Genomic DNA, 13,963 nt, shown 5'->3' with positions numbered 1-13,963 from the left:
CACCGCCATTCATTTCTGCCCAAACAGGATCCGATCATGAAACTGACACAGCTTGCAGCCTGTATCACCACCGCCACACTGCTGACCGCTTGCGGTGGATCATCCAGCGACTCAGACTCCTCCGTTATCAACCTGCCGAATGTGCAGAAGGTTCTGAATACCAATGCCGATATCGCCCTGGCCGTTTACAGTGATGCCGTCGATACCGCCATCGACCTGAAAACTGCACTGGCAACCTTCCGTGCAGATCCGACTGAAGCCAACCTGGAAGCAGCGAAGAAAGCCTGGCTGGTTGCGCGCGAACCTTACGGCCAGAGCGAAGTTTATCGTTTCCGTAACAGCCCGATTGACTCAACAGACTACAGCAGCGAAAACGGCCCGGAAGGCGATATCAACGCCTGGCCATTGGGTGAAGCCCTGATCGATTACGTCAAAACCAACAGCAGCGACTTTGGTACCGACCAGATTGGTGTGACCGCCAACAGCGCCGGCATTAACGGCAACGGCGCCATTGATGCGACCCACGCCACCAACAACGATGCTGACAACATCATTGGCAACACCAATGTGATCATTAACGCTGATTTGCTGGCCAATACCGCCACCGCCGATGATGAGCACGATGTGATTGCCGGCTACCACGCCATCGAATTTATGCTGTGGGGTCAGGATCTGAACACCACCGGCAACACGACTGACGGTACAGACCGTGACAGCGCCGTGAAATCTTATGTGTTTAACCACGGTGGCCAGCGTCCGCTGAGCGATTTCGTTCCGGGTTTTGATGGCACAACCACAGACTACAACGCCAATACCCTCTCCCATCGTCGTCACCAGTTTATGGCCGTTGCGGTGGATAAACTGATTGCCGATCTCGAAGCCGTACGCGATGGCTGGAAAGCCGGTGCGGCTTACCGCACCGCCTTCACCACGGTGACCAGCGAAGCACAGGCCAAACAAAAACTGGCAGAAATTCTGACCGGTATGGGCACGCTGTCCGAAGGCGAACTGGCCGGTGAGCGTATGCAGATTGCCTTCAGCGCCAACTCTCAGGAAGACGAACACAGCTGCTTCTCCGATAACACCCACCGTGATATCTGGCTGGATGCAGAAGGCGTAGCCAACAGTTACTACGGTGCTTATGCCGGTTACGACAGCACACTGGACGGTACCGACAACGTCACCACCCGTGCCATTACCAATGGCTATGGTATCGACGATTACCTGCGCGATGCCGGTAAAGCAGAACTGGCCACCCGTGTCGAAACAGCGCTGACCACCACCGCAACCCACTACACGGCCATTGATGCTAAGGCCCGTGCCGGCGAACCCTTTGACGTGCTGATTATGGCCGCCAATCAGACCGCCAATAACCCGGTCTATAAAACCATCACTGCGCTCAATACTCAGTCGGCACTGATTGCAGAAATTGCCACCACCCTCGGCATCAGTGGTTCTGTTGTTGATCCTGACGCATCCGCCTGTGATACAAAGGACCCGCTGGTATCCTGTGACGAATAATCACCCGCCAATGAACGCATTATCGATACTCAGCCAGCCGGGTTTTACCCGGCTGGCTTTTGTCTTTTCTGCCGTACTGAGCCTGAGTGCCTGCCAGCCTGATGTAGCATCAGAAAATGCAGAAGCGGGGCCAGTTATACCCGCATTAAGCGACAGTGAACGCCTGCCCGGTGGCACGGGCAGCAGTGCCATCATGCCCTTTGCCAGCTACGAAAAACCCGTCACCAATTTACCCGTCAGTGCCAAAGCCGACTTTTTTGCTGGTAAAGCACTGGCGCACCAACCCTGGGTAAAGGCGCCGACCGCCACCACCGCACGCGATGGTCTGGGCCCGCTGTATAACGCCCGCACCTGCCTGGCCTGCCACATTAACGGCGGCCGTGGTTCGGTTCCGGCCGATAACAACAGCCCGCTGTTTAATGCCTTCCTGCGGCTGAGTCTGCCGGGGTCTGATCCGGTTGCCGGTGTCATTCCCGAACCTGTGTATGGCGATCAGCTGCAAAGCCAGTCAACCGCACTGTCCCATCAGCTGCGCAGCAGTCAGAACGATCTGGCCAGAACCGATGAAGTCGCACCGGAAGCCTACGTTTATCTCAATTGGCAGACCCGCTGGTTTACTTACCCCGACGGCCAGCAGATTGAATTGCGCTGGCCCGAAGCCGATATCCGCAAGCTGGGTTATGGTCCGCTGCACGAGCACACACTGTTCAGTCTCAGGGTCGCGCCGCCGATTCATGGCATGGGTTTGCTGGAGTTAATTGCTCAGGCCGATATTGATGCTTTGGCCGATGAACACGACCGCAATCAGGACGGTATTTCCGGCCGGGTCAATCAGGTCTGGGATGTCGAGCAACACAAAACCGTCCCCGGTCGTTTTGGCCTGAAAGCCAACCGCCCAACCATGGCGATGGTGGTCGCCGGTGCCTTTGCCAACGACGTTGGCATCAGTAACCCACTGTTTCCGGCTCAGCCCTGCACCGACGCGCAAACCATCTGTTTGCAGCAAGCTACTGGCAATGATGAGCAGGGCAATGATCAACAGGGAACGGAGCTGCCGCAAAAACTGCTGCAGCTGGTGATCAATTTCAACCGCAATCTGGCAGTGCCACAACGCCGGGATGCCGATCATGCAGACGTTATTGCCGGGCGCTCACTGTTTTATCGGAGCGGCTGTGCGGGCTGCCATCAGCCATCCTTTGTCACCGGCGAAAGCCGCGAATTCCCTCATCTGAGTAAGCAGATTATCTGGCCATACAGTGATCTGCTGTTGCACGACATGGGCGAAGAACTGGCCGACCAGCGCCCGGACTACGCCGCCGATGGCCGCGAATGGCGGACGCCACCACTGTGGGGACTGGGCCTGAGCCAACAGATCAATGGCAGCACCACTCTGCTGCACGATGGCCGCGCCCGCTCAGTCGAAGAAGCCATTGTCTGGCACGGCGGTGAAGCCCTTGGTGCACGCCAGGCCTTTGTTAATCTGCCGGCCGATGAGCGCAAGGCTCTGATCCGCTTTGTCCAATCGCTGTAAGTGGAATGAATATGAAATCCAGATCTTCAGCTTCAACGGCGACTGACCTGCATAAACAGGGTCAGCAACGCCGCCAGACCTTAAAAACACTGCTGGCTCTGGGCCTTGCACCGGCAACCGCCGGCTTGCTCAGCGCCTGCAATAAAGCACCCGACTCATCCTCCGCAGCGCAGGAATTCTGGGTCTCCGCTCAGGGCCGTGATGCCAGCCAGTTCGGCCTGGGCTGGGTGCAGCCCGCGGCAGGCTCTGCAGGCCAGAGCGCCCATGCCGCAGTCAGTGGTTTCCGCGGCCATGGCGCAGTACAGCATCCATTGCGCCCGGATTCCGTGCTGATGGTCTCGCGCCAGCCCGGCACCGAGTGCGTGGAGGTTAATCTGCTCAGTGGCGACATAACGGCCCGTTTTGCCTGTCAGCCCGGACGCCATCTGCACGGTCATGCCTGCTTCAGCGCCGATGGCCGGCAGCTGTTTACCACAGAGTCTGATTTTGTCTCCGGCCGGGGAAAAATCGTGGTACGCGATGCCAGCACCTATCAATGGCTGGGGGAGTTCGACAGCCACGGTATTGGTCCGCACGAATTAAAAATGATGCCCGATGGAAAAACACTGGTCGTCGCCAACGGCGGTCTGCGCACCCACCCGGACAGCGGACGTAAAATTCTTAACCTCGACACCATGCGTTCCAGCCTGAGCTACCTGCGCGCCAGCGATGGTGTATTGCTCGACGAACAGACCCTGACCGAAGCCAAAGCCAGCATCCGCCATCTGGATATTGCCGCCGACGGCACCGTCGCCGTGGCCACTCAGGTGCAGCGGGCCGCGATGGCAGACAACCATATTGTCGCCCCCGGAGCCGTGCACACACCGGGTAAAACACTGCAGCCGCTGCCAGCCCCTGTGCCGCTGCTCAGTCAGTTTAACGACTACATGGGCAGTGTTGCCGTGCATAACGGCGAGCGCATTGCCGGTTTCAGCAGCCCGCGTGGCAATCTGGTCGCTTTCTGGCATCTCGACCGCTATGAACTGCTCGGCTATCACGCCTTTCACGATGTCTGCGGCCTGACCGTAAGCCATGATCAGCGCTGTTTTGTATTGTCCAATTCCGCCGGCCAGCTGCGCCGTATCGATGCAAAAACCCTGCAGGAACAGCCCGGTCTGCGGCTGCAGATTCCTGCAATGCACTGGGACAATCACATGATTTCTTTAACCCTGAACACCATCAGTTGAGCAACCCATGAATTTTTTATTGTTTCGTTCACTCCTGTTTTCTGCTGCCGGATTGTTATTAACCGCCTGCGGTGGAGAACGCGTTAATGATCCGGTCACCGTCACGCAATCATCACTGGATAAGGCGCTGCAGGAACTGACCGACAACAGCATTATTCCGGCGGTTAATGATTTCGCCAGCCAAAGCGCTGCATTAACCAATCAGGCTGAAGCGTTCTGCAGCGCTCCGGATGCCGCCGGACTGACGGCTGTGCAACAACAATGGCGAACACTGGCCGACAGCTGGTATCGCTTATTGCCGTTAAATTTCGGCCCGGCCGACGACGACCTGGTATTTCCGCCATACATTTATATCGACTCCCTGCGCCAGCGCGGTAATAACTACAGCGCCACGGTAAGAAGTGAAATCAATACCCTGCTGGGCAACACTACAGAATTAAACAGCAGCTACTTTGATAACCGTAATTTTCAGTACGTGGGATTATTGGCACTGGAAATTGCTGTATTTGAACGCGCTGCCGATGCCAGCACAAACGCCGCCGATATTGTTGCGGAATATCAGGCCCAGCCGCGCAAATGCGGCATTCTCACCGGCCTCAGCAACGCCCTGCAGGTGAAAGCCGATTACATCCACAATGGCTGGACGCTGAATCACAAAGCCACCGGCAAACCTTACCGTGAGTTATTTCTCAGTAATCAACTGGATGATGGCACCCCCGCCCTGACCCAGCTGCTGACCAGCGCGCAGGAATTTCTCGATTATTTACAACAACGCAATGTTGCCACCGTTGCCGCACAAAGCAGTGGTTACAACTGGCCGTTAATGGCCACCGCTATCGACAGCATTGAAGAAATTTTACAGGGCAACAGCGCCAGCACCCTGAGCCTGTTCTCACTGATGACGGCCGCCGGTTACGACGCGGCGGTCAGTGCTGTGCGCTCGAATATTACAGCCGCACGGGACAACATCAGCAATCAGGATGCCCTGTTATTTAAATCCTCGGCGGCGCAGTTGGATGGCAATTTTAAACGTGAAATTCCGGACGGGCTGGAAGTTGATCTGGGCATCAACTTTACCGACGGCGATTAATTTTTTAATTATTTTATAAGGGCAGATAGTCAATGAAAGCCAACCTGAAAAAACACGCCGCCCTGTTAGCCGGTGCGGTATTACTGGCCAATACACAACTGGCTCAGGCTGATGATCAGCAAACCATTATCGAGCTGCAGAAACGTATCGAACAGCTTGAACAGAGCATGAACGAACGCCTGAATGCGATGGCCGACAGCATGGACAGCGTGGCCGCTCAGCAATCTTCCGGGACAAATAAAAACGTGCATATCGGCGGTTATGGCGAAATGCATTACAACCATCTGGATGTCGATGGCACCGATACCCGCCAGATTGATTTACACCGTATGGTGCTGTTTTTTGGCTACGACTTCAGTGACCGCGCACGCTTTGTGTCTGAATTTGAAGTGGAACACACGCTGGTCAGCGATGGCGCCCGTGGCGCGGTAGAAATTGAACAGGCCTACGTTGAACTCGACCTGATGAGCAATATGCAGTTCCGCAGCGGTGTGATGCTGATGCCGGTAGGCATGATTAATGAAACCCACGAGCCACCGACATTTTACGGTGTTGAGCGACCGGTGATTGAAACCACCATTATCCCGACCACCTGGTATTCGGCCGGTATCAGCCTGACCCACCAGCTGGATAATGGCATCAGTTACGACCTGATGATTTCTGAAGGTCTGAAAACCGATGATCCAACCTACGACAGCAGTGCCGATCCGTTTGATCTGAAATCCGGTAAGCAGAAAGGTTCTTTTGCCGATGCCTTCGATCTGGCCGTAACCGGGCGCGTTGTTTATCGCGGCACCGCCGGTCTGGAACTGGCGGCTTACGCGCAGTATCAGCCGGATCTGGATCAGAGCGCAGAAATCTCTTATGCCGACGATGCGACACTGGTTGGCGCCCATATGATTTATCAGCTGGGTGATATCACCACCAAAGCGCTTTACGCACGCTGGGATCTGGGTGGCAATGCCGCCGATGCTGCCGGTAAAGCGCTGCAGGATGGTGGTTATGTTGAAGTGAATTACCGCCTGAACGAACAATGGGGATTTTTTGCCCGCCAGAGCGCCTGGTCACAGAAGGATGATATGAACGCCAGTCAGAGCGATGCCGGTGTTAATTATTATCCGGTTGAGGGCATTGTATTTAAAGCCGATATCCAGCAACAGAATCAAGACGCCGGTAACGCCGATGGCTTTAATCTGGGGATGGGTTATATGTTCTGATCGGGACTGCTATTTAAAGAGAGTTCTGAGACTTGTCATAAAAAAATGCCGGTGCGTTTCCACCCCGGCATTTTTTATGCCTGCCTGTTGCTGTGACGTGAAACCGGCCTCAGAGCCAGCGCATACGCCGGAACAGCCAGAGTAATCCAACCGCCAGAAATCCCATAAAACCGAGCAGGATAAAATAGCCATGCTGAAATTTAAGCTCAGGAATATACTCAAAGTTCATACCGTAAAGCCCGGCGAGAAAACTCAGTGGCACAAAGATCGCGGTAATTACCGTCAGTACGCGCATGGTACTGTTCAGCTGATGCGAGGTAATGGAAATATAACCATCCACCAGATCACCGCAAAGATCATAAAACATCTGAGTCAGACTGTGCAGACGCTCAAAACGATCGTGCAGATCGTTAATCACATGGCGCATGTTTTCATCGTCCGGGAAAAAGGCATATTCCCCGGTGCGTAACTCGTCGGTGATGTTTTTATGATAATTAAAGGTACGGCGTAACTTCACCAGCCGTGATTTATAATTCATCAGCTCACGCATATGCTCGTCACTGCCCGCTTCTGACAGTTCATCTTCGAGCTCACCCAGACGTTCTTCAAAGGCCAGAATATTATCCAGATAGATCCCGGCCGAGGTATGCATAATTTTCAATGCCAGCTGTGCCGGACTGCGCTGCAGATAAATACCGCCATTATCGGCCAGCAAACGATCGATACTCTGGGCGGCCTGCGGATGACGGGTCAGCAGAAAACGTTCGCCGACAAAAAACGACAGCGACTGACCGGTATAATTCAGCCCGGCATCAAAACCTGCAATACCACGGTAGAGAATAAAAATATGATCGGAAAACTCTTCCAGTTTCGGCGGGTGACGGTCACGCAGGGCGTCTTTGATGGCCAGCGGATGACAACCAAAGGTCTGTAATATATCGCGCTCCTGTTCGGCATCGGCCTGCTGACTGTCAACCCAGATACGGCTTTCAGGCTGCGTCCGCCAGAGCTCAATCAGCTCGGCTCCGCCACTGCTGATCTGCCCCTGTGCGTTAATTAATATTGTCCTGATCACAGGTTTCTCCTTGCCGATAGGGCGATACATAAACGTCAGAGACAAAGGTCGGGGAAAACCTCTGCTCAGTCAATGCTGTTACTGCTAATGCCTTGTCAGAACAAAGCCATCTGCTGTCCGGCCAGGGCGGTAAAATCATCGTCGATGTAATGAAAAATAGCATCCGCCGTGGGTTTCAGCTGTTTTTCCAGATAATGATGATAATCCGCCGCGGCACCTGCACTGCCATCCGGCCAGACCGGTTCCGGGCCGTTCACCGTCCAGCGATAGGTAATCCAGCCGCCACGCTCGGCAAAACGCGAAGGTAACCCTTTTAATGCCAGCCATTGCTCCAGCTTGGCCGCGGCCTGGGCATGGGGCGGAATATTTTTCTGATACGCGGGTAACGGCCGGCGCAGACGCCGGCGATAAGTCAGCAAATGATCCAGCTTGCCGGTTAACAGGCTCTGCACCTGTTCGCGCAGCCAGTCCTGATAAGGTTCCTGCAAAAAAATACGGCGGTATAATTCCGTCTGAAACTGGCGCGCCAGCGGTGTCCAGTCGGAACGGACCGCTTCCAGTCCTTTAAACACCAGTTCGCTTTCACCACTGCTATTTTTTATCAGACCGGCATAGCGCTTTTTGCTGCCGGTTTCTTCCCCGCGGATAGAGGGCATAAAAAAGCGCCGGTAATGGGTTTCGTATTCCATTTCCAGAAAACTTTCGATGCCAAATTCCTGCGGTAAACGTTCAGCCCACCACTGGTTCAGTTCGCGTACCAGGCGCTGACCAAGGCTGTCCGCTTCAGCATCGCTGACACTGCGCTTGAGCCAGACAAAGACCGAATCGGTATCGCCATAAATCACATCAAAGCCCTGCTCTTCAATCCAGGCTGAGCTCTGCTGAATAATCTGATGGCCGCGCAGGGTAATGGAACTGGCCAGACGGGTATCGTAAAACCGGCAACCGTCGGAGCCCAGTACGCCATAACAGGAAGCCATAATCACTTTAATCGCCTGACTCAGGGCTTTATTACCGGCTTTTTTCGCCTGCTCGCGTTTATCACCCAGTACCCGGATAAGTTCCGGCAGGATATGTTGCTCTTGATGAAACTGCGCGCCAAAAAAGCCAGGCACAATATCGCGGGCTTCGGTGCTTTTTTCCGCCAGACGCAGGCCTTCAGCCAGGCCCATCGGATCAATTTTAAAGGTGCGGATAATCGACGGGTACAGACTCTTAAAATCCAGTACCAGCACATGCTCAAATAATCCGGGGCGTGAATCCATCACATAACCACCGGGGCTTTTCTGCGCGTGATAACCTTCACCAATATTAGGCGCCACAAAACCTGCGCGGTGCAGGCGCGGCAGATACATATTTTCAAAGGCTGCAACCGAACCGCCCATACGGTCCATGCTGAGGCCAGTCATATGGGCACGTTCGATGGTAAAGTTCAGCAGGTCGGCCTTTTCAAAAATCCGCCAGACCAGTTCGCAGTCTTTCAGGTTATAAGCCGCCAAAGCGGCTTTATCATGAATAAATAAATATTCAATATCACCGCCGCGGTCATCGCTCTGCAGCAGCTTGCTGTCACCGAGAAAATACTGGGCAACATCATTCAGGGCAAAACTCTCAAACTGCCAGGTGGCATTACGCAGCAGGTCGATGCCGTCAAGCACGACACGGCCGGCAATATGCAGAAAAATCCGGTCGGGATTATTGGCACTGACCCGCCAGCTTAACTCGCTGCCGTCACGGCCAATAGTGAATGGAATGCTGTGCTCAACGCATTTGCGCCGTAAAAAATCAAAATCGAACTGAATAACGTTCCAGCCCATGATTACGTCCGGATCGTAGTCGGCTATTAATTGCAGAAAACGCCGCAGTAACGCCGCCTCATCGGCCACCAGCTCCAGTCCGTCATGCTTTTCCTGATCCTCACCAGCCTGATCCTCAACAGTCTGCCCTTCGTCAACCATCACCACCTGTTGCCAGTCATCGGCATAAAAGCCAATGGAAAACAGCCGGTCAGGCTCTCCGCGGCGCGGAAAAGAGGTTTCGATATCCAGTGATACGCAGCGGAAAGGTGGCAGTGCGGGAAACGCCGACTGTCCGGCCGGCAGCGCCCGCAAACGTCCGCTCTGCTCATGTGAAAACGGCCGTTGCTCATCTGCGACCAGTCTGTCGGGCAGCTGTGCTGCGCCATAAATAAAGCGTTCCATCAGATAACGGTCGGTCGGTCGGATATCCACCTCGCGGCAAATAATGCCCTGCTCAAGTAAAACATCGCGCCAGCGGTAGGTGTAAGACGAGGGCAGATAACAGGCACTGGCCGGCTGTGCGGCAAAACTGTGCAGCGGCACATCGGCGATGCGCACCGGCCAGTTGAGGGTGCGGGCAATATCGGCGGCCCGGGCAGCATGTTCACGGTCAATAAAACACACCGCCGGCTGGCGGATCTGCTGGCGCACAGGTCCGTGCGCGGTATGCCACCAGAACGTCAGCACAGTGTGCAGGCCGTCATTTTCCTGAAGGTCGGTCCAGCTGCTGGTCAGCAGAAAAGCGTTGTTCATAGGGCGATCTATACTTGAAAGAACGGAGTTTACCGTAATTAAGGAATAACCTATGCCTACTCCCATCATAAGTCAGGATCCCATGTACCAAATGCTGCGCAACGACGATGTGCAGGGCTTTAATAAAGCGCGGGAAAGCGGCAAAACCTGTGACCTGCGGGCCTGTGATCTGCGCGGCCTGGACCTGCGCAATATCAACCTGAAGGACATTGACCTGACCGACGCCTATTTCCGCGGCGCCGACCTGCGCGGCATTGATTTCCGCGGCTGCCGTATGGATGGTGTCAGCCTTGCCAACGCCAAAATCAGTGGCTGTTACTTTCCGCCCAGTATTCCGGCCGAAGAGATTCTGCTGTCGGTCAGCCACGGCACCCGGCTGCGCGACCAGGCACAATAAAGACATTACAGCGCCACCACTGCTGGCATTTATGTCAGTTATAAAGCACTGATTGATCTGATCGTACCTTTTGCGCAAATTCCGTTATGGCAGGTTCAAGCCTTCGGGGTTTTGCTGTACATTCCTGTGATCAATGACAGGATTGCCCGAAGAGGCAAAATGTGGGGGATAGCATGTTTCTGGTTGGCAAACCATCAGACACCATCGAACAGTTAATTAACCGGATTTCTCATCTGGTACGGCTGCTGCTCGAAGGGTTTGAACTGAGTAATACGCCCATCACACTGGAAAGCGTCGACGATCTTTACGAGCACTTCGACCGTGACCAGTTTTTTCTGATTCAGGATGGCATGCTGCACCTGAGTAAAAACGGCCAGAATCTGGTCAGTTTTGACGAAGGTGACCTGATTGGCATCATCCACTCCTTTGATCTGCCTTTACCGGTACTGCGTACCGATGAATACGTTGAACTGATCCCGATTGACCGCGACCGCTTCCTGCGCCACGTCTATTCCGACAAACGCCGCCAGCATTACTGGAGCCACTTTCTGGTGTGCCAGAATGCCCTGTTGCTGAACTATCTGGCTGACACCTTCAAAACCCAGGTAAGGCCAACCGCCGGCTTCCAGAACATTCAGCCCGGCGATGTCATTATCCAGCAGGGTGACCCGGCGGAGCATGTGTACACCATTATCAGTGGTGAAGCGGATGTCTTTGTTGATGGCGTCAAAGTCGGCGATATCGGCGAAGAAGAAGTCTTCGGTGCCATGGCGGTATTTACCGGCGAGCCACGCAGCGCTACTGTGATTGCCCGCACGCCGTGCACCATTATGGCTGTGCCACAGCATGACTTTATCCTGCTGATCGAAGCTCAGCCGAAAGCGGCGGTGAATCTGATTGAAAACCTGGCGCGCCGCATCACACTGATGAATCAGCAACTGATCGACAAAGAATAAACGCCGCACCCTGTGGGAAACAAAAAAGCCGTGACAGTTTTCTGCCACGGCTTTTTTGTGCTCTGAATATGCTCAGGAATGCCTCAAATATAAATGAGAATTATTATTGACAATGTTTTTGAGAATCATTATTGTTTACCCATCGACGTCAGAGATGGCGCCGGTGTTCAACACCTCATTTTGTTGTCGGGGTGGAGATCTCTCTCATCAAGCTAATCACGGTTGCTTTGCCCCTCTCTCTTTCAGAGTCGAGGGGCGTTTTTTTATCGGCTATCCGCGTCGGCTTATTCACACCCAGTGCAGGTAATCCCCCTCGAGCACCGTCTCAACGCGGAAGGTGTCACTGACCTGCTCCGCCGTTAATACCTCCCGCGCCGGCCCGTCCGCGACCAGACGACCACAACAGAGCAGCAGCACACGATCGGCATAGCGCCGCGCCAGATTCAGATCGTGCACCACCATCAGCACACTCTTACCCGTGGCCGTCAGCTGGCGGATATGGCTCATACACTGCTGCTGATGGCGCAGATCGAGCGCACTCAGAGGCTCATCCAGCAGCCACAGCTGACTGTCAGCCTGATTCACCTGAATCCAGCTGCGCGCCAGCTGACAACGCTGTTGCTCACCACCCGACAACAGACGTACATCGCGCCCGGCCAGATAAGCGATATCCCAGGCCTGTAACGCGTCCTGCACCTGAGTGCGCAGCGCCACCACCGAGTCACTGTGCGCCAGACCACCCAGCTGCACCACCTCACTCACCGACAGCGGAAAATTCATCGGACTCAGCTGTGGCACCAGGGTGACCCGTTGCGCCCAGTCACGACGCTGCCAGTTACAGGTATCCTGCTGACTAAACTGCAGCATGCCACGATCAGGCTGCAGCATACCGGCCAGCATATTCATCAGCGTCGATTTACCCGCGCCGTTGGGCCCCACCAGCATCACCAGCTCACCGCGAGCCAGCTGAAAACCGACATCATCCACAATGGCAGCGCCGGCGCGGCTTAAGCCCAGCCCGGAAGCCTGAATCAGAGTGTCAGGGCTCACCATGCCAACCTCTTCTTCTCGCGAATCATCAGCGCAATAAACAGTGGCGCGCCCAGCAATGTGGTAACGATACCGATCGGCAGTTCCGCCGGCGCCACAATCACCCGTGACAACATATCAGCCGCCACCAGCAAACAGCCGCCCAGCACCACCGCCAGCGGCAGTACCCGCTGGTGTGCAGCACCGGTTAACAGACGAGCAATATGCGGGCTGATCAGGCCAATAAAGCCGATCACACCACTGGCCGATACCGCCAGTGCCACACAGAGCGCAACCCAGATAACGACCTGCCACTGCAGACGACTGACCGAAACGCCCAGCGAGCGGGCTTCCACTTCGCCCAGCAACAGCGCATCCAGATTGCGTAAACGTTTGGGCCAGAAGATCACCGCGCCCAGCAGCACCGCGCTCATCGCCCCGACCCAACCCCAGTTGGCGCCGGATAAACTGCCCAGCGACCAGAAGGTAATCTGGCGCAGTGCATCGTCACTGGCCATATACGACAACAAACCAATCAAAGCTCCGGCCAGAACATTCACCGCAATCCCGGCCAGAATCAGAAAGCTCATGGCGTGCAGGGAATTACCCTGCAGGCCGAGGCGCAACACCAGCAGCAGCGCCACCACACCACCGGCAAAGGCGGCGATGGGCTGCGCCCAGTAAGGCAAGGCCAGACCCGCAGCCTGCAGCACCACAAACACGGCCGCCGCCACCGCCGCACCACCGGATACACCGATCAGCCCCGGATCGGCCAGTGGATTGCGCACCATGCCCTGAATCAGTACCCCGGCCCAGGCCAGCAGAGCCCCCACCAGAAAGGCCATCAGCACCCGTGGCAGGCGGATCTGCCAGAGAATGGTCTGGCCAACATCGGTATGCAGCAGCCAGTCCAGACTCTGGCTGCCACTGGCCAGGCCCAGCAGAATAAAGATCAGTGGTAGCAGCAGGCATAACAGCAGGATATGCTTGCGCCGCTTCAGGGCGGTGTTCATCGCAGGAATTAACTCAGGCTGCAGGAAAGAATATGCGGGCATTGTGCCACACAGACACAATTGCGGAAGGACAGAGTAAAGGTTTTGAACTCGAAGGCCAGTCGGTCTTTGTTGTGCACAAACAGGGACAGTTCTTCGTCTATCACAATCAGTGCCCGCATCTGGGCATTAATCTGGAATGGTTACCGGACCAGTTTCTCGACAGCGATGGTTGCCTGATTCAGTGCGCCATGCACGGTGCATTGTTTCTGATTGAAGATGGTCAGTGCATCGCCGGCCCCTGTCAGGGCCAGCGTTTAACCGCCGTTGCGCACGAAATCCGCGATGGACGGATCTGGGTCGATCTGTAACACCGC

At 55.1% G+C, this 13,963-nt stretch carries 12 protein-coding genes; 8 read left to right on the top strand and 4 right to left on the bottom strand.

Features of this window, described 5'->3' with window-relative positions; translation table 11 throughout:
- Nucleotides 1-36 precede the first annotated feature (36 nt).
- From HUF19_RS03360 to HUF19_RS03340, 5 genes are read left to right on the top strand one after another with little or no spacing between them, the layout of a single operon-like run.
- Nucleotides 37-1,521 (top strand): imelysin family protein, encoded by a 1,485-nt coding sequence (locus tag HUF19_RS03360; RefSeq protein WP_260998491.1) that lies wholly within the window; start codon nt 37-39, stop codon nt 1,519-1,521.
- Nucleotides 1,511-3,052 (top strand): di-heme oxidoreductase family protein, encoded by a 1,542-nt coding sequence (locus tag HUF19_RS03355; protein ID WP_260998490.1) that lies wholly within the window; start codon nt 1,511-1,513, stop codon nt 3,050-3,052. Before HUF19_RS03360 ends, HUF19_RS03355 begins: the two co-directional genes overlap by 11 nt.
- 11 nt (nt 3,053-3,063) lie before the next feature.
- Nucleotides 3,064-4,278: a DUF1513 domain-containing protein gene (locus HUF19_RS03350; protein WP_260998489.1), complete on the top strand. Its 1,215-nt coding sequence runs from the start codon at nt 3,064-3,066 to the stop codon at nt 4,276-4,278.
- A gap of 7 nt (nt 4,279-4,285) precedes the next feature.
- Nucleotides 4,286-5,368, top strand: coding sequence for an imelysin family protein (locus HUF19_RS03345; RefSeq protein WP_260998488.1), 1,083 nt, complete (start codon nt 4,286-4,288; stop codon nt 5,366-5,368).
- A gap of 32 nt (nt 5,369-5,400) precedes the next feature.
- A complete protein-coding gene (locus HUF19_RS03340) occupies nt 5,401-6,585 on the top strand; it encodes an OprO/OprP family phosphate-selective porin (RefSeq protein WP_260998487.1) in 1,185 nt (394 codons plus the stop codon).
- Between the two features lie 109 nt (nt 6,586-6,694).
- On the opposite strand, the gene HUF19_RS03335 is transcribed toward HUF19_RS03340, so the two are convergent.
- On the bottom strand, nt 6,695-7,660 hold the full coding sequence (locus HUF19_RS03335; RefSeq protein ID WP_260998486.1) for a magnesium transporter CorA family protein: 966 nt from the start codon (nt 7,658-7,660) through the stop codon (nt 6,695-6,697).
- 95 nt (nt 7,661-7,755) lie between these two features.
- A complete protein-coding gene (locus HUF19_RS03330; RefSeq protein ID WP_260998485.1) occupies nt 7,756-10,212 on the bottom strand; it encodes a DNA polymerase II in 2,457 nt (818 codons plus the stop codon).
- Between the two features lie 82 nt (nt 10,213-10,294).
- Here HUF19_RS03330 and HUF19_RS03325 point away from each other — a divergent pair, with 82 nt between their 5' ends.
- Nucleotides 10,295-10,609: a pentapeptide repeat-containing protein gene (locus HUF19_RS03325; protein ID WP_260998484.1), complete on the top strand. Its 315-nt coding sequence runs from the start codon at nt 10,295-10,297 to the stop codon at nt 10,607-10,609.
- Nucleotides 10,610-10,770: 161 nt separating this feature from the next.
- Complete coding sequence (locus tag HUF19_RS03320) at nt 10,771-11,565, top strand: Crp/Fnr family transcriptional regulator (protein WP_260998483.1); 795 nt, start codon at nt 10,771-10,773, stop codon at nt 11,563-11,565.
- A 288-nt stretch (nt 11,566-11,853) separates the two neighbouring features.
- Here the strand turns inward: HUF19_RS03320 and HUF19_RS03315 are convergent, their stop codons facing one another.
- Nucleotides 11,854-12,618: an ATP-binding cassette domain-containing protein gene (locus HUF19_RS03315; RefSeq protein ID WP_260998482.1), complete on the bottom strand. Its 765-nt coding sequence runs from the start codon at nt 12,616-12,618 to the stop codon at nt 11,854-11,856.
- Complete coding sequence (locus HUF19_RS03310; RefSeq protein WP_260998481.1) at nt 12,612-13,649, bottom strand: FecCD family ABC transporter permease; 1,038 nt, start codon at nt 13,647-13,649, stop codon at nt 12,612-12,614. The genes HUF19_RS03315 and HUF19_RS03310 overlap by 7 nt, the downstream gene beginning before the upstream one ends.
- On the opposite strand from HUF19_RS03310, the gene HUF19_RS03305 reads away from it, so the two are divergent.
- Nucleotides 13,640-13,957 (top strand): Rieske (2Fe-2S) protein, encoded by a 318-nt coding sequence (locus HUF19_RS03305; RefSeq protein WP_260998480.1) that lies wholly within the window; start codon nt 13,640-13,642, stop codon nt 13,955-13,957. The genes HUF19_RS03310 and HUF19_RS03305 overlap by 10 nt on opposite strands.
- The last annotated feature ends 6 nt before the right edge of the window (nt 13,958-13,963 follow it).

The organism is Thalassolituus hydrocarboniclasticus (genome assembly GCF_025345565.1).
GTDB lineage: Bacteria > Pseudomonadota > Gammaproteobacteria > Pseudomonadales > Oceanobacteraceae > Venatoribacter > Venatoribacter hydrocarboniclasticus.
This window is presented reverse-complemented; position numbering and strand designations above follow the sequence as displayed.